The organism is Streptomyces sp. NPDC002870 (assembly GCF_042888505.1).
Taxonomy (GTDB): Bacteria; Actinomycetota; Actinomycetes; order Streptomycetales; family Streptomycetaceae; genus Streptomyces.
The window spans coordinates 23,250-38,641 of record NZ_JBIAPW010000011.1; the positions used below are offsets into that span (position 1 = coordinate 23,250).

14 protein-coding genes and 2 pseudogenes are annotated in these 15,392 nt (G+C 69.6%); all 16 read right to left on the reverse strand.

Annotation, left to right across the window (positions count from 1 at the left end; translation table 11 throughout):
• Positions 1 to 60: 60 nt before the first annotated feature.
• Positions 61 to 552 (reverse strand): hypothetical protein, encoded by a 492-nt coding sequence (locus ACFYWY_RS15980; protein WP_389185842.1) that lies wholly within the window; start codon positions 550 to 552, stop codon positions 61 to 63.
• A complete protein-coding gene (locus tag ACFYWY_RS15985) occupies positions 549 to 2,699 on the reverse strand; it encodes a hypothetical protein (protein ID WP_389185845.1) in 2,151 nt (716 codons plus the stop codon). The genes ACFYWY_RS15980 and ACFYWY_RS15985 overlap by 4 nt, the downstream gene beginning before the upstream one ends.
• Positions 2,696 to 4,612, reverse strand: coding sequence for a hypothetical protein (locus tag ACFYWY_RS15990; RefSeq protein ID WP_389185848.1), 1,917 nt, complete (start codon positions 4,610 to 4,612; stop codon positions 2,696 to 2,698). Before ACFYWY_RS15990 ends, ACFYWY_RS15985 begins: the two co-directional genes overlap by 4 nt.
• Positions 4,609 to 5,934, reverse strand: coding sequence for a hypothetical protein (locus ACFYWY_RS15995; RefSeq protein ID WP_389185851.1), 1,326 nt, complete (start codon positions 5,932 to 5,934; stop codon positions 4,609 to 4,611). Before ACFYWY_RS15995 ends, ACFYWY_RS15990 begins: the two co-directional genes overlap by 4 nt.
• A 298-nt stretch (positions 5,935 to 6,232) precedes the next feature.
• Positions 6,233 to 6,730 (reverse strand): annotated as a pseudogene (locus ACFYWY_RS16000) (DNA-processing protein DprA); the annotation flags it as partial.
• The gene (locus tag ACFYWY_RS16005) at positions 6,730 to 8,346 is read right to left on the reverse strand and encodes a YifB family Mg chelatase-like AAA ATPase (RefSeq protein ID WP_389185854.1); all 1,617 of its coding nucleotides are present in this window, start codon (positions 8,344 to 8,346) and stop codon (positions 6,730 to 6,732) included. The pseudogene ACFYWY_RS16000 and the gene ACFYWY_RS16005, both read right to left, overlap by 1 nt.
• Positions 8,346 to 8,717 carry a YraN family protein gene (locus ACFYWY_RS16010; RefSeq protein ID WP_389185857.1) on the reverse strand — a complete coding sequence of 124 codons (372 nt, stop codon included), beginning with the start codon at positions 8,715 to 8,717 and terminating at the stop codon, positions 8,346 to 8,348. The genes ACFYWY_RS16005 and ACFYWY_RS16010 overlap by 1 nt, the downstream gene beginning before the upstream one ends.
• Positions 8,718 to 8,816: 99 nt before the next feature.
• Entirely contained in the window at positions 8,817 to 9,125 is a 309-nt protein-coding gene (locus ACFYWY_RS16015; protein WP_005311352.1) for a DUF2469 domain-containing protein, read from the reverse strand.
• A 54-nt stretch (positions 9,126 to 9,179) separates the two neighbouring features.
• Positions 9,180 to 9,698, reverse strand: coding sequence for an NUDIX hydrolase (locus ACFYWY_RS16020; protein WP_389186349.1), 519 nt, complete (start codon positions 9,696 to 9,698; stop codon positions 9,180 to 9,182).
• Positions 9,699 to 9,807: 109 nt separating this feature from the next.
• Complete coding sequence (gene lepB, locus ACFYWY_RS16025; RefSeq protein ID WP_389185860.1) at positions 9,808 to 10,587, reverse strand: signal peptidase I; 780 nt, start codon at positions 10,585 to 10,587, stop codon at positions 9,808 to 9,810.
• A gap of 72 nt (positions 10,588 to 10,659) precedes the next feature.
• Positions 10,660 to 11,589: a signal peptidase I gene (lepB, locus tag ACFYWY_RS16030; RefSeq protein ID WP_389185863.1), complete on the reverse strand. Its 930-nt coding sequence runs from the start codon at positions 11,587 to 11,589 to the stop codon at positions 10,660 to 10,662.
• Positions 11,552 to 12,557 (reverse strand): annotated as a pseudogene (gene lepB / locus ACFYWY_RS16035) (signal peptidase I); the annotation flags it as partial. The pseudogene lepB (ACFYWY_RS16035) and the gene lepB (ACFYWY_RS16030), both read right to left, overlap by 38 nt.
• A complete protein-coding gene (gene lepB / locus ACFYWY_RS16040) occupies positions 12,550 to 13,353 on the reverse strand; it encodes a signal peptidase I (protein ID WP_389185866.1) in 804 nt (267 codons plus the stop codon). The pseudogene lepB (ACFYWY_RS16035) and the gene lepB (ACFYWY_RS16040), both read right to left, overlap by 8 nt.
• A 71-nt stretch (positions 13,354 to 13,424) precedes the next feature.
• Positions 13,425 to 13,775 carry a 50S ribosomal protein L19 gene (gene rplS, locus ACFYWY_RS16045; protein WP_389185869.1) on the reverse strand — a complete coding sequence of 117 codons (351 nt, stop codon included), beginning with the start codon at positions 13,773 to 13,775 and terminating at the stop codon, positions 13,425 to 13,427.
• 131 nt (positions 13,776 to 13,906) lie between these two features.
• Positions 13,907 to 14,728 (reverse strand): tRNA (guanosine(37)-N1)-methyltransferase TrmD, encoded by an 822-nt coding sequence (trmD, locus tag ACFYWY_RS16050; protein ID WP_389185872.1) that lies wholly within the window; start codon positions 14,726 to 14,728, stop codon positions 13,907 to 13,909.
• Positions 14,728 to 15,273: a ribosome maturation factor RimM gene (rimM, locus tag ACFYWY_RS16055; protein ID WP_389185875.1), complete on the reverse strand. Its 546-nt coding sequence runs from the start codon at positions 15,271 to 15,273 to the stop codon at positions 14,728 to 14,730. The genes trmD and rimM overlap by 1 nt, the downstream gene beginning before the upstream one ends.
• Positions 15,274 to 15,392: the final 119 nt, after the last annotated feature.

Consider the following 15,392-nt stretch of genomic DNA (forward strand, 5'->3'; position numbering starts at 1 on the left):
CCTCACCACTCGCCATGCGAACCGCCATTCCCACACGTTCGGGTCCAGGATGGATCAGAATCAGCGCCGACCGCGCGGGAGCGGGCGGTGAGCCCGGCCGGCGGGGGCCGTCCGCTGCGGTGGCGGGTTCAGGGCGGTGACGCCCAGCGCGGCGTCCCGGGCGGCCAGGGCCTCATCGCGCTCGGCGATCGCCTCGGCCCGTTCCCGGGCCAACTGCTCGATCATGACCGCGTAGGTGCCCAGCAGGTCCGCCAACTGCCGCTTCTCCTTGCGGACCCTGGTCAGGTCTTCGCGGAGCTTGTCGCTCTCCCCCTCGGCCTTCTTGACCGGCTCGCTCTTGTGCCGGGCAGCCTTGAACTCCGCCTGGTACTTGGCCATGAGCATGGTCGGATACTTGTGCGTCAGCAGCCACCGCTTGACCTGGGCTTCCTCGGCGAGGTCGAGAATGGTGAGCTTGCCCGAGGAGTGCAGCGGGGTGCCGGCCAGCAGCCGGTCGGCGGCCGCCCGCAGCTTGAGGCACAACTCCTGCGGCGGATCCTGCTCCGCCTTCACCGCGTATCCCCTCCCAGGCGCCCACGCTCGTGCTCGTCGATGAGCTGGTCCAGGTGGGCCAGGCGGCGGCGTTCACGCTCCCAGCGGATCGGCGGGCTCGCCTCATCAGCGACCTTGATCCGCAACTCGGCGGCCTCGGCCCGCAGTTCGTCGATGTTCTCCTCGGTGCGGCAGATGTTGCCGCAGGCCGGGTGACAGCCCTCGGTGTCCGGGGTGACCCGTGCGTCGTCGAGGGAGGGCTCCAGCTCGCAGCGTGCCGTCGCGGCGGCGAAGACACAGGTCATTCCGTTGCCCGGGTAGATCTGCAGCGAGGGGTTCGCCATCACGTGCCTCGCCTCCGCCCCGGTCCGTAACACCCGCCCGGCGAACTTCCTCGCCCCTCCGCTCACCCGCGACCGGTAGGCGCCCGCGGCCGGGCCGCTGACGTGCTCGCCGGCTTTAAGACGCCGGTCGGCGTCCTGCAGGTCTTCCAGCCGGGTCAGCCACCGCTCGAACGCGAGGTCGTCGGGGAAGCCCGACGCGTAGGTGCCGGCATAGCCCTGGGTGATCTGGACCCGCAGATGCCCGTACTGGATCGCCGCGGCGACCATGCCGCGCGGGCGGCGGCAGATGAACCACGCCAGTGTGCGTCTCAGGCGTGAGATCGTCAGCCGCTGCGGATCGACGGGGATCACGTCGCTGCGGCCGTGCCGGCCGCAGAAGGCATTCACCCAGGCGATGAAGCGGTTCAGATCGTCGTTGATCGAGCCGAGGGTGCGGGCCTCGCCGCCTTCGTGCTGATCACGCTCGTCCGCCACCAGCCAGACGGGAAAGAGGGCCTCGGCGTCGTGAAGGCGTTCTTGGACTCCGATCGCTGCGGCGACCAGATCGGGAGCGATCCACGGCTCGTCGCGGAACTGGCCCTCGGGGATCTTGGCGCCGTTCTCGTCGCGGGCGTTCTTCCACTTCCGGCCGTGGACCTCCCACAGCTTCGTCACCTTGTCCCGGCGCAGGCAGCCGCGCCGCAGGCTGACTGCCTCCCCGGGGCGGCAGCCGGTCAGGTAGGCCACCAGAAGGAAGCACGCGGTCGACAGCGTCCGCACCAGCTTCTCGACGTCGCTGTAGGCGATGTTCTTCGTCCAGGGCTCGCCGTCCAGGAGTCCCTTCGGGCGGGCCGCCAGGAAGGTGCCGCGGGCGACGGGGATGCCAGAGGAGAGGAACATGTTCCGGTATGCCTGGTTTTTCTGCATCGCGGTGGGCGAGATGTCCAGGAGCTTAGAGAGGAACGGCCAGTCCGGCTCCCAGGTGCCGTCCTCCCGCCGCCTGCCGGGCAGGTCACGGCCTCCCGCGCGGAAGGATTCGATCAAAGCTCCGATCTCCGGGGTTGCCCCGGCTTTGCCCGGAGTCCGGATCCGGCGGTGCGGGCCGGGGCTGTAGCGGCCGGGCTTGAGACCGAACAGCGGCCGGAACTCCTCCACGGCCACGATGATGTCCTCGGCGAAGTCCTCGACGAACCGGGCCGCCCACAACACCGCCATCGCCATCGTCGTCTCCTGGATGCGGGCGGTGGCGTTCTCCCGGTCCCGCTGGGACTTGCCCAGCAGGATCCTGGAGTCCTTCCCGCCCCAGGGCGGCATTTCGGGCAGCCGCCCCTCGGCTGGCAGCAGCTCGCGGAAGGCCCACAACCGGCGAACGGCCTGCAACAGATCTGAACGGTTGCCGTGGGTGAGCTCCGCATCCCGCACCGCGTCGAGGTAGTCCTCCAGGTCCTCCGGCGTCACCTCCGCGATCGAGGTGAACCCGTAGACGTCCATCCAGTCCAGCAGCCCGCGCAGGCAGCGGAGCTGGGAAAGCATCGTGTAAACGGCCAGCTTGCCGTTGATCGTTGCCCGGCGAAGGATCTTCAGATCCTCGTCGCAGTTCAGTTCCATCCAGATGTAGATCTTGGCGATATCGCGGAACCGCTCGGGCACCAACGCGAAGTTGATGCTGACCGACTTCATGTGATCCTCAAGGATCGCCGGCCGCAGGTTCCAGCGCATGTCGCCCACCACCGACAACGTCGAGCGGTCCGTGCCCTCCCTCAGTTGCCGGTTCTGCAGAACCACCGTGCCGGGGCCGGGCACGAAGATCTCTTTCGACTCAAGAACGGCGTCGTCGGTATTCATCGCTCGTCCAGCTCCCCGTCCACCAGCCGCCGTACCAGTTCTCGCTCTTCCTCACCGGCCGCCGTGCGGGCCCGGTCCTCGGCTGGTTTGCCGGCCAGCCGGATCAGGTCTTCCAGCTCCTCGAAGGGCAGAGCGAACCGCTCGGCCCAGCGCAGGGCCGTCATGTGCGTGCGCCGTTCGTCGATCATGTCCCGGGCCACCACCTGAAGCGGCAGGTGATGGGGCATCGCGCGGGCGCACGGGCATTCCAAGCACTTCAGGAACGATGCCCGGCAGGGCTCGCCGGGCGGGCTGTGCGGGCTGTTCTCGTTGTCCGCGCAGGCGGCCAGCACGGTGTCGGCGTCCCGGGCCACCAGCATCCGCATCATCTCCGTGGTCACACCGAAGCGTTTGGCGACCGTCTCCGGGTCGCGCAGGGCCTCGGCGACGTCCGCCGTGCTCAGCCGTGTGATGCGGCCCGCGGTGCGGGCCTTGGTGACTTCCTTCTCCAGCACGTCGGCGACCAGCTTCTGGTACTCGCGCAGACTCGACTTGTCCCGCCGCAGGTAGATGTTCGCCAGCGTCTCCCTGGTCTGGGCTACCGGCTTCTGTTCCCGTGCCCCGTGGGTGACCCGCATCCGTCCGACGCCCACGATCAGCCGCTGCGGATTGCCGTCCTCGTCCGGCTCCTCAGCGACCAGGTTCAAACTGGCGCCCCAGACGCCGACCGCCGAGTCGGACAGCTGATCGCGGAAACCCCGCCCGCACTCGTTGCGGCGGTTGATCACCGCCGACCGCTTGGCCTGAGGGCCCTTTCCGGCCTTGGGAACCCAGTAGACCAGCAGCCGGTCACTGCCCTTGATCCGCCGCGACGAGGCGGTGAGCTCCAGCGCCAGCATGTAGAGGCCGAACGGAGTGTGCAGCTCGTCGCGGGCCGACAGCTCGCCCTCCTCCGGCGCCGCCGCCCACGATGGCAAGTCGCTCAGTGCGACCGTCATGTAGCGCCGCCGTCCCCGTCGCGGCTTGCTCAAGTCGACCTGGACCGTGGCCAGCGGCCCGGCCCCGCCGTCAGGACGGTGGAAGGCGGCCGGCGCCTTGATGATCGTCGAGCCGTTCTCGCCGGTGAGCCGGACCAGCAGAATCACCAAAGCGCAGGTCTCGTCCCGGCTCAGGTGCAGCCGGGTGGTCAGGTCGGTCACGGTTCCGTGCGGGACGATCCACGACGCCAGGCCGTTGCCCCACTTGTTGCGCGGCATCTCTCCGGTCGTCTCGACCATGTCGAGGATCGAGCCGTACTCGTAGAGCACCGGCTCGTCCTCGCGTGAGATGCCACCCTCACGCCACCGCTCCAGCAGTTCACGGGACTCCCTGATGCGCCTCGCGGCTGCCCGCACCACCTTCCGCGCGGCCTCCAGGATCGCCTTCTCCTCGGCCGGGCTGTAGCTGCCCCGCGAAACGATCTTCTCCCGGCGGTCCGGCACCCACTGTGCGCACTGGGCGGCGAACTGCGGTGTCAGCCCCTCCATGTTCGCCAGCAGGGATCGCAGCAGGCCCACCGCCATTGCGGCGGTCGGCGCGTCGCCCCTGTTCAGCAAGAACGCTTTCAGGTGCCGCGGCGCCAGATCCTGCGGGACCTGCGGACGTTCCTCGTCGAAGAGCAGGACGTCGATGAAGTAGCCCAACTGCCGAAAGGCGTTGCCTGCAGCGCCGGACGCCTTCACGTTTCCCGCCGGCCCCACATGCGCGTCGAAGGCCCGGGCGAACGCCTCCTGCAGCGGGCGGGCCACCGGGAACGTCGTGAAGTCGTAATCGACCACCTCGTCGGGGTCCTGCTCGGAGAAGAACCGCACTCGGCACTCGCCGTCCTCCAAGAAAAGCCGCTGCGGCGGGGCATAGCCCGTCTCCGGCATCTCCGCCTGGCGCCCCGGGCTCACGGGGCCGCCACCGGATCGCCCAGCACCCGTCGGTCGGCGCCGTAGACCGCCGCCATCAGGTCCGGGATGCCGCTGTTGTCGGCATGCATCAGCAGCAACTCCAGCTCCAGAGCCTCGAACGGCTCCAAGTACGTCTCCTTGGTCGTGCGCTGATCCGCATGCCCGAGCATCAGCCGCACCAGGTCCCAGGTGCTGCCGAACTCATAGCGCAGATCGCGCAGTTCCTCCCCGTCCAAGTGCGCGAACTTCTTGTCGAACAGCAGCCGGCCCACCGAGAACCAGCGCAGCGCGACGCTGTGGCGGAGCATGTGAGCGGCCCCGGCAAACCCCTCCACCCTCAGGTCGTCCCGCAGCCGCTTGTTGGCCTGGGTGAAGATGTGCTGCCACCCGTGCGGATCCCGCGGCATCCCGTCCTCGTTCAGCCACAGCGCCACAGGCTCCAGCCCCAGCGGCGTCTCGCGCAGCAGCATCCGGCGGGCCGCCGGCGTCAGCGAGTCGAGGGGCACCTCTTCCACCACGCCGTCCTGCCCGACCAGCCTCGCCCGCCGCCCGGACAGCATCCGCGTCAGCAAGCGAGTCCCCGTCATGCGCTCATAGCGCCCGGCGGCCTGGGCCCGCCGCACCGCCGTGGCCCGCTCGCCCTCGCAGTAGTTCAGCACCGGCACCAGGCCCTTGCGCGACATCCAGAACTTGCGCGCCACTTTGCCCTTGGCCGTCTTCTCGGCCAGGCGGCAGGTGTAGAAGCCGCGGCTGGGGTCGTCCGGCGGGAGCTCGACCAGCAGCAGCGAACCGCCCTCCTCCAGCCGCAGCCCCGAGTTGTAGAGGCAGTCCGCGAAGGCTGCGTTGCGCTGCCCGTTGCGTCCCCGCCAGCCCGGGTCCTCGTCGCCCTCCAGCGCCTGCCCGAGCAGCCCGCAGTCCCGATAGCGCTCGTAGCCCGCCGGGTCGAACCACTTCACATCCCGGTCCCGCGTCGCCTTCGGGTCGGTCACCACCTTCTCCGACCGTGTGCCGTCCCGGCGCTTGCCCCGACCCGGGCGGGTCCGGATCGGGTTGGGGATCTGGAACTCGTTCGCCGCCCACAGATAGAACAGGCGGACGTTGATGATGTTGTCGCTGTAGGTGCCCGACTCCACCAAGCGCGTGTTGCGCCCGTCCAGCATCCGCCAGGTCTTGAAGGCCTCCACCGCGGTCGGCTCGACGTCGTCCCACGGCCGCCCGTACGCCCACAGGAAGCTCAGCCACACCACGAGGCTGTACGCGTACTTCCGCCAAGTGTTCCGCTCTAGGTCACGGACCTCATCGCTGTCGAACCAGGCGTTCACTCGAAGATCTGGGGCGCCCAGAGGATTGAGCAGGAAGGGCTGACCGGCCCTCCGCGGCCGTGCCGCAGCCCGCAACAGGACGTCCTGGTGTTGCAACACGACCGGATCGCCATACCTGGGGAGAAGATCCACCTGTTCCCCGTGAAAGTAGACCTTCCATCTCACATCACGGATCCTGCATAGCCCCACGTCACACCGGCGCCTCAACGGCAACCGTTCACCCGAACAGGTGACCCCCGCTGTACCCGATCCTCAGCAACACGGATCTGCAACAACACAGGACTCGCTAGAGAAGCAATGCCGCTCCCGACACCACGACCCAGCCGCGCTCCGCGAGCCCCGAACCGAGGCCGGCCGCTATGTGCGCACCGTACGGCGTGCAGGCTCTGGCCCCGACGACTGCGACGGAGCGCAGCGCCCATTTCCGCAGGTCGGCCCCGCCTCGTGTCCAGAGTCCGATAGGTCTGGCGTCCCCGAGGTCGTCGAGCTGGGTGGGCCATTCCTGGTCGCCCGGACAGATGAAGCGCCCTCCGAACGCGGCGACCGCCGCCAGATCCCGGTCCGGCTGGGCCGCCGCCGCCCGCATCCGGTAGCCCGCCAGCCGCCGCGCCGTGGCCCCGGGCAGCGCCGGGTCCTCGTGCTCCGCCGAGGTGAGCCGCGCCAAGAGCTCCCTGGCCCCGAACTGGCGCAGCCACCGCCCGCCGTGCTCGTCGCCCGGCTCGATCACCCGCGTCAGCGCGGCCCGCGCGATCCGCTCCTTCTCCCCCGCCCCCGCGCTCGCCCCCGCTTCGCGCATCAGCGCCCTCCCCCGCGGGCCGGCATGGGCGCACCGCGCGAGATCCCGGTGCGCAGCTCCAGGGCCAGGTCCACGTCGTACGCCTGCGGCCGGTCCCGTGCCGCCAGGTCCGCGATCGTCCACGCCACCCGCAGCACCCGGTCGAGCCCGCGTGCCGTGAGCAGACCCCGCTCCAAGTCCCGCTCGGCCGCGGCCAGCGCCCCGGGCGCGACCAGCCAGCGCGTACGCAGCTCATGGCCCGGTACTTCGCTGTTGGCGCTCCAGGGGGTGTCCCGCAGCCGGGCCGCGGCGCGCTCCCTGGCCTCCCGGACCCGTGCCGCGACGACCGCCGTCGGCTCGCCGCGGCCGCCCTGGCAGAGCAGATCGTTGCGGTTGACGGGCTCGACCTCGACCCGCAGATCGACCCTGTCGAGCAGCGGCCCGGACAGCCGCGCCTGATACCGCCGGATCGCCGACGGCGGGCATTCGCACCCCGCCCCCTGCAGCGTGTGCCGCCCGCAAGGGCAGGGGTTGGCAGCAAGGACCATCAGAAAGCGGGCAGGCAACCGCACCACCCCCGCGCTGCGCGCCACCACCACATGCCCCGACTCCAGCGGCTGACGCAGGGCGTCCAGCGCCTTGCCCGAGAACTCGGGAGTCTCGTCGAGAAACAGCACGCCCCGGTGGGCCAGCGACACCGCTCCGGGCCTCGGCACCCCGTTGCCCCCGCCGACCAGCGACTGCATCGTCGCCGAGTGGTGGGGCGCGCAGTACGGCGGCGTACGCACCAGGGGCTCCCCCGGCGGCAGGATGCCCGCCACCGAGTGCACGGCCGTGACCTCCAGGGACTCCCGTCTGGTCAGCGGCGGCAGAACCCCGGGCAGCCGCTCCGCCAGCATGGTCTTGCCCGCGCCCGGCGGTCCGTGCAGCAGCAGATGGTGGCCGCCCGCGGCCGCGACCTCCAGCGCCGTGCGTGCCGCGTGCTGCCCGGCGACATCAGCCAGGTCGGGGCCGTCCGCCGGCTCCCTCGCCAGCCCCGTGCCCACCCCCGCGCCGGGCACCATCAGCCCGGCCAGCATGGGATCCGGGCTGCCCTCCGGGACCGGCACCTCCTCGGGCACCGGTTCATTGGTCAGTACGGCGATGAGCTGCCGCAGGCTCCGCACACCGAGGACCGAGACTCCCGGCACCAGCGAGGCCTCCCCCGCGGTCTGCTCGGGGACGACCACCTGCCGGTAGCCCGCCTCGGCGGCCGCGAGGACGGCGGGCAGCACCCCGCGCACCGGCCGCACCCGGCCGTCCAGGCCCAGCTCGCCGATCAGCACCAGATCGGCGATGTCCTTGGGGTCGATGCGCTCCGCCGCGCCCAGCACGGCACAGGCCACGGCGAGATCGAACCCGCTTCCGCTCTTCGGCACGGACGCCGGGCTGAGCCCCACCGTGAGCTTCTTCTGCGGCCACTCGGCGCCGGAGTTCACCACCGCCGCCCTGACCCGGTCCCGGCTCTCCACCAGGCTCTTGTCAGGTAACCCCACCAGCGTGAACGCCGCCACGCCCGGCTCCAGGTCCGCCTGGACCTCGACCACCACGCCCTCGACGCCGACCAGCGCCACGGAACAGGAACGCGCGAATCCCATCAGGCCACCCCCCGCGCATGCTCGACGAGCGGTGCGCCGCGTCGGGGCAGCACCACACCCACCAGATCGATGCGCACCCCGCCGGGCGGCGGTCCGCCGTGCCGCTCCAGCCAGCATTCGGCGAGCTGTCGCAGCCGCTCCGCCTTCGTCGGCGTGACCGCGGCCATCGGATGCTCGTACGGTCCGTACATGCCGGCTCTGCGGGTCTTGACCTCGCAGACAACCACCGCGTCGCCGTCCCGGGCGACGATGTCGATCTCACCGGCCCGCCCACAGCGCCAGTTCCGTGCCAGCACCGTCATGCCGGCCTCGGCCAGCAATCGTGCCGCCAGATCCTCGCCGTACCGCCCGAGTGCCCCCGTCGCGTTCATATCGGCACCACCTCCGGCACCGACTGTGACGCGTCAGCCCACCCCTAGTGGATCTTGGTGGGTAACCCATCCATTGTGGATAACTCGACCACCCGAGCGTCAGCTGCCCGGGAGCTCGAGATCGCTCTTGTTCAGCTCCTCGATATTCACGTCCTTGAACGTGAGCACCCGGACCTGCTTGACGAACCTGGCCGGTCGGTACATGTCCCAGACCCACGCGTCCGCCATCGACACTTCGAAGAAGACCTCGCCCTGTACGGAATGCACCTGCATCTCGTAGTCATTGGTGAGGTAGAAGCGACGCTCGGTCTCGATCACATATTTGAACAGTCCGACGACGTCTCGGTACTCCCGGTAGAGCTTCAGCTCCATCTCGGTCTCGTACTTCTCGAGGTCCTCGGCGCTCATGGCATGTTCCCCTTCAGCCGTGCGTCCCCCTATTGTGCTCCAGCCCCTGCGCCCCTAGACGATTTCTGGGGCCAGGACCATCGGCGCACTCGGAGGACCCTCGTCGAACAGCGTGCGCAGCAGCTCGGCGAGCCTGGTCGGATACACCGTCTCACGCGCCGCCGACAGTTCGGCGTAGGTCCACCACCTCAGCCCAGCGACACTGCGTTGCTCGAGCTCGGTCAGCCCGTGCGGGGCCGTCACCGTTTGCGCGGTACGTGCCAGGAAGTACCACTCGTCCTGGTCCCAGCGTCGTCCGTCGAACGGAAACGAGCAGGTCCGGCGCCACAGCACCGGCCCCAGTTCCACCTCTGTGATCCCAGTCTCCTCGGCCAGCTCGCGCAGCGCGGCCTGCTGTCGGGTCTCGTCGCCCTCCAGACCGCCGCCCGGTGTGAACCACCAGCGGTCGGCCGGATCCTCGGGCTCGTACCCGTGCATCAGCAGAATGCGGTCCTGCGGATCGAGCAGCACGACCCGTGCGACCTTCCGCAGGTCACCCTCGGGGGCCCGCAGTTCGGCCTCAGAGGCCCGCAGTTCGCCCTCGGCGGCCGGCCCGCCGTCGCGGCCCCGCAGTTCGCCCTCGGCGGCCCGCCCGCCGTCGCGGCCCCGCAGCTCGGCCTCGTGGTCCTCGCCCCCGCGGCCCTCAGCCGACACCGGCGGCCGCCGTTCCGCGCCCCGCGCCCCCGCGTCCGCTGCCCGACGCCCCGCGCCTCTTCCCCGAAAGCCGCCGCGCGATCGGTCCGTACGCCGCACCGGCCAGGATCAACAGGGCTCCGGCCGCCACCGACCCGACCATCAGCTTCACCGGACCCGGCTGCGACACCCCGCCCGGCAGCGCCGCGAAGCCCTGGGGCCGGTCCAGCAGACCGCCGTCCAGCGGCCAGGCCACAGCGTCCAGCCGCGCCGTCACCGCCGAGCGCGGCACCGACCCCTGCCCCGGGTCCTGGAGGTGTACGCGGGAGTCCAGCGAGCCACTGCGCTCGTCTCCCAGCAGGAACAGCTGCCCCTTGGGGACCGTGGCCGTGAAGCTGTCCCGCGACGCGAGCCCCTTGTTGCGCAGATACGGTTCCTCAACCGCCGTGCCGTTGACCGTCAGCTTGCCGCGGTCGCCGCAGCAGGCGATCTTGTCGCCGCCCACGCCGACCACCCGCTTCACCATCGGCATGTCGCCCCACTGCGCATCGCGGAACACCACGATGTCGCCGCGCCGCACCTGGCCGCCGTCTATCCGCTGCGCCAGCACCCGGTCACCCGCCATCACGGTCGGGGACATCGAGTCGGTCGGCACGGTGTAAGGCTGGTAGACCACGGCCCCCCAGATGAACCCTCCGAGGAAGAGCACACAGCCGACGGCCACGGCCAGGCCCGACAATGCACTGCCGAGCCGGCCGCGGCCGTCGTCCGTACGTCCTTTTCCGCTCATCCCAGCGCTCCCCACCTCGGAGATTCGGTCCCCGAGAGCCATCCTCGGAGATCGGCGATCTGGGACGGCACCCTACCCGGCGGTATGCCCCGCGGTCAGCTTCCTGCGGCGCCACAGCGCGAAGGGCACAATACCCAGCACGGGACCGGCCGACATGACGGCGGCAGCGGTGTTGATCCCGGCCTGGTCGAAGGTGGCGGGCACCGGCAGCGTCGACCAGCGGTTCAGCGGCCAGGCCACCACGACAGCACGTCCGACGACCTTGTCGACCGGTACGAAGCCGCTGTTCACGTCTTCCATGTGGTAACGGGAGTCGCGGGAGTTCTGACGGTTGTCGCCCATCACCCAGATCCGGTCCTTCGGCACCTTGAAGGGCCCGAAGGGCTGGTCGTCGCAGGGGGTACTGCCGGGGAAGATGTACGGCTCGTCGAGCGCCTTCCCGTTGACCTTGACCGGGCCGCCCTTCTTGCACTCCACCGTGTCGCCGGCGATCGCGATCGTCCGCTTGATCAGGTCCTTCTCCTCGGAGGACGGCATCAGGCCGATGAAGCTGAGGAAGTTCTGCACGGGATTGGGCTGGGGGGTGGGCTCACCGTCCAGCCAGCCGCCCGGGTCGTGGAAGACGACGACCTCACCGCGCTCGGGCTCCGAGCCGAACCACGGGGTGAGTTTGTCGACCAGCACCCGGTCGCCGCGCTGCAGGGTGTTCTGCATCGAGTCGGAGGGGATCGAGAAGGCCTGCACCAGGAAAGTCTTGATGAGGAGCGCGAGAAGCAGCGCGATACCGATCAGGAGCGGCAGTTCCTTCCAGAAGGATCGCTGCTGCTTCTGTCCCGTACCACTGCCCTCGGAGGATCCGTCCTCGGCGTCCATCGTCCCCGTCGTCCCCGGCGTCCGAGCCGCCGATTCGTCCGTCACAGCCGCGGGCGGCTCGGCGAGCTTCCCCGGCCTTTCCTCCGGCTCATCGTGTCCGGATCGTGCGCCGACGGCCACATCCCCCACATCCACTCCTCACTCCGTGCGAACCGCCTGCCCCGGAGTCGGAGCAAGCCCACCACTCCCATAACGAGCGGGAGTTCCGCAGGGCTCGGGAGCAGGATCATCCCGTTCAGATCCTGAGGTGACACCCTATTCGACGGGGAGAGTGCTGCGGTCGACCCGGCACGCGCGTTCGGGACGGATGCGTACGTCTCCGGCTCTTCCAGTTTGCGCCAGTGGCTGACCGGCCAGGCGATGACGACAGCTCGCCCGACGACCTCCTCCTCCGAGACGGTGCCCCGGTCCTTCTCGTCCAGGTGGAAGCGCGAGTCCGCAGAGTTGGCCCGGTGGTCGCCCAGCACGAAGATCCGCCCGGCCGGCACCTTGACCTCGAACTTGAGCGTTGAGGGAACGTTTCCGGGGTTCAGATACGGCTCGATGAGCGGTACGCCGTTGACGGTGACCCGCCCGTCCTTGTCGCAGCACTTGACGGTGTCCCCGCCGACCGCGACCACCCGCTTGATCAGGTCCTGCTCGTCGTCCGACGGCAGCAGTCCTATGAAGCTCAAGCCCTGCTTGACCTGCTTGACGACGATCGGGTCGTCCTTCTTGGGAGCCTGCTCCTGCTGGAGCCAGCCGCCGGGATCCTTGAAGACGACGACATCACCGCGCTGCGGCTTGGAGCCGAACCACGGGGTGAGCTTGTCCACCAGTACGCGGTCCTGGATCCGAATGGTCTGCTCCATCGAGCCCGACGGGATCACGAAGGCCTGCACCAGGAACGTCTTCAGGACCAGCGCGATCATCAGCGCGACGGTGATCAGGAGGGGTATCTCCTTCACGGCCGACCGGCGGCGCTTGCGCTTCACCTTCTGCGCGAGCCTGCGCCGCTCCGCCCGGCCGGGCAGCGTCCGGGCGCCGTCCGTCGGCCGGGTTCCGGTCGGCAGCCGGGTGTCGGCCCGGTGACTCGCACGACGCCCGCGGTTACCCATGGGCGCCGTCCGGCATTCGTTCCGCCTCAGGTACGGCCGCGAAGACGTCGGCCCCCTCGAGCGAGGTCCAGTGCCCGATCGGCCAGCCGACCCAGTCCGCCCTGCCGATCACCTTGTCGACGGGCACCATGCCGCCGCCGGGCTCCCCGAGATGGTCGCGGGAGTCACGCGAGTGGCTCCGGTGGTCTCCCATGACCCACAGAGTGCCCTGCGGAACGACGATGTCGAAGGGGACCTCGGAGGGGACGTCGTCGGGATGGAGATATCTCTCGTCGACCGGTACGCCGTTCACCTCGACCCTGCCCCCCTTGTCGCAGCAGACCACGCGGTCACCGCCCACACCGACGACGCGCTTGACGAAGTCGGTCTCGGCGGGCTCGGCCAGCCCCAGCGCCGCGAGCGCGCCGCGGGTCAGTGCGCTGACCGGATTCTCCTCCAGGCCCTCCTGTACGAAGGATCCGGTGCCGTCGAAGACGACGACGTCTCCCCGCTGGGGCTCTGAACCAAAACGGTACGCCAGCTTGTTCACCAGCACCCGGTCGCCGACCTGAAGGGTGGGCTCCATGGAACTGCTGGGGATCTGGAAGGGCTGCACCACAAAGTGACTGAACAGCAGCACAACGACGGTGCAGGCGAGGCCGAGCAGCCCGGCACCGCGCCAGGAGATGCCGGAGAGACGTCTGCCCAGCAGCGCGGAGGGGCGCGATGAACGCACAGAACGCGACCCCTCTCCCTCTTCCCCGGCTTCGGGGGCGGAAGAGCGGTCGCGCTCCGTGTGCTTCGCTTCGGTGTCCATCAGGGGCAGAGCCTATCCGGCCGCCCTGTGGCTGCTTGGTCCAAAGTTCGGCGCGAGGTGTGAGCCGTAGCTCAGTTGTCGCGCTTCTCCTTGATCTTGGCAGCCTTGCCGCGCAGGTCGCGCAGGAAGTAGAGCTTGGCGCGACGGACGTCACCGCGGGTGACGAGCTCGATCTTCTCGAAGATCGGGCTGTGCACCGGGAAGGTGCGCTCGACGCCGACGGAGAAAGAGACCTTGCGGACCGTGAAGGACTCGCTGACGCCCGAGCCCTGGCGGCGGATGACAACGCCCTTGAACTGCTGGATACGCGAGCGGTTGCCCTCGATGACGCGAACGTGGACGTTCACGGTGTCGCCGGGACGGAAGGCGGGGAGGTCGCTGCGCAGCGACGCGGAGTTGACGGAGTCGAGCAGGCTGGCCATGAAGGTCTGCTTCCTCGCCGATGCCACAGGTCATCAGCGGAATGATCGAGATGAGAATCAGGGTGCCGTCCACGTCGGGCGGGCGTCGTTCCCCCTGTGGCAGGGGCGCCCACTGGACGTACAGCAGCGGCCTATTCTTCCACGGCCTCGGGCCTGCGCCAAAATCGGCCGCCGGGCTCCGGCGCCCAGCCCAGGATGGAGAGGATCTCCCGGTCCTTCTTGTCGAAGACGGCGGGGTCGCAACGCTCAATCAGGTCGGGCCGGTTGAGGGCCGTACGGCGGATCGCCTCGTCCCGCCGCCAGCGCGCGATCTTCCCGTGATGCCCGCTGACCAGCACCTCAGGGATGGCGCGTCCGCGCCACTCGGGCGGCTTGGTGTAGACGGGACCTTCGAGCAGATTGGCCATCGCGCCGGGCGCGAAGGAGTCGTCCCGGTGCGACTCGACGTTGCCCAGGACCCCGGGCAGCAGCCGCGCCACGGCCTCGGTGATCACCAGTACGGCCGCCTCGCCACCGGCCAGGACGTAGTCGCCGACGGACACCTCGTAGACCGGTATCCGGGTGGCGTACTCCTCGATGACACGGCGGTCGATGCCCTCGTAGCGAGCGGGAGTGAAGATCAGCCACGGCCGCTCGGAGAGCTCGACGGCGAGTTCCTGGGTGAAGGGGCGGCCGCTGGGGGTGGGCACCACCATGACAGGGCCGTGCGCGCCCGCCTCGTAGCCGCTCGCCAGCGCGTCGTCGAGGGCGTCGCCCCAGGGGTCGGTCTTCATGACCATGCCGGGGCCGCCGCCGTAGGGGGTGTCGTCGACGGTGTTGTGCCGGTCGTACGTCCACTCGCGCAGGTCGTGCACATGGACGTCGAGCTGCCCACGCGCGCGTGCCTTGCCGACGAGCGAGACGTTCAGCGGTTCCAGGTACTCGGGGAAGATCGTGACGACGTCGAGCCGCATCAGGCGTCGTCCCTCGACGATGCGATCTCCGCCTCGCTGTCGTCGATCAGCCCGGGCGGCGGGTCGATGACGGCGCGCTGCTCCTCGAGGTCGATCTCGGTCACGATCTTCTCGACGAAGGGGATCATCACCTCGCTGCCGTCGGGCCGCTCGACGATGAACAGGTCCTGCGAGGGCAGATGGCTGATCTCGGTGATCCGGCCGATCTCGGTGCCGTCGGCGAGGACGACATCGAGGTCCATCAGCTGATGGTCGTAGAACTCCTCGGGATCCTCGGGGAGTTCCTCCGGGTCCACCTCGGCGATCAGCAGGGTGTTGCGCAGGGCTTCGGCGGCGTTGCGGTCCCGTACGCCCTCGAAGCGCAGCAGCAGTCGGCCGCTGTGCACCCGGCCGGTCTCGATCGTCAGCGGTCCGGTGGTGGCCGGGTCGGTGGCCAGTACGGCGCCGGGCGCGAGCCGCAGCTCCGGCTCGTCCGTGCGCACCTCGACGGTGACCTCGCCCTTGATGCCGTGGGCGCGGCCGATCCGCGCGACTACCAGCTGCACTGCTCTCCTTCACGGCTGAACCGCCGCCGCTCTCGCGGACCTGGTTCGCACCGTCGTGGTTCTTCAATCGATGATTGTGGTCGTGGACTCATGGTCGCAAACGCCACGAGCCGGGAAGG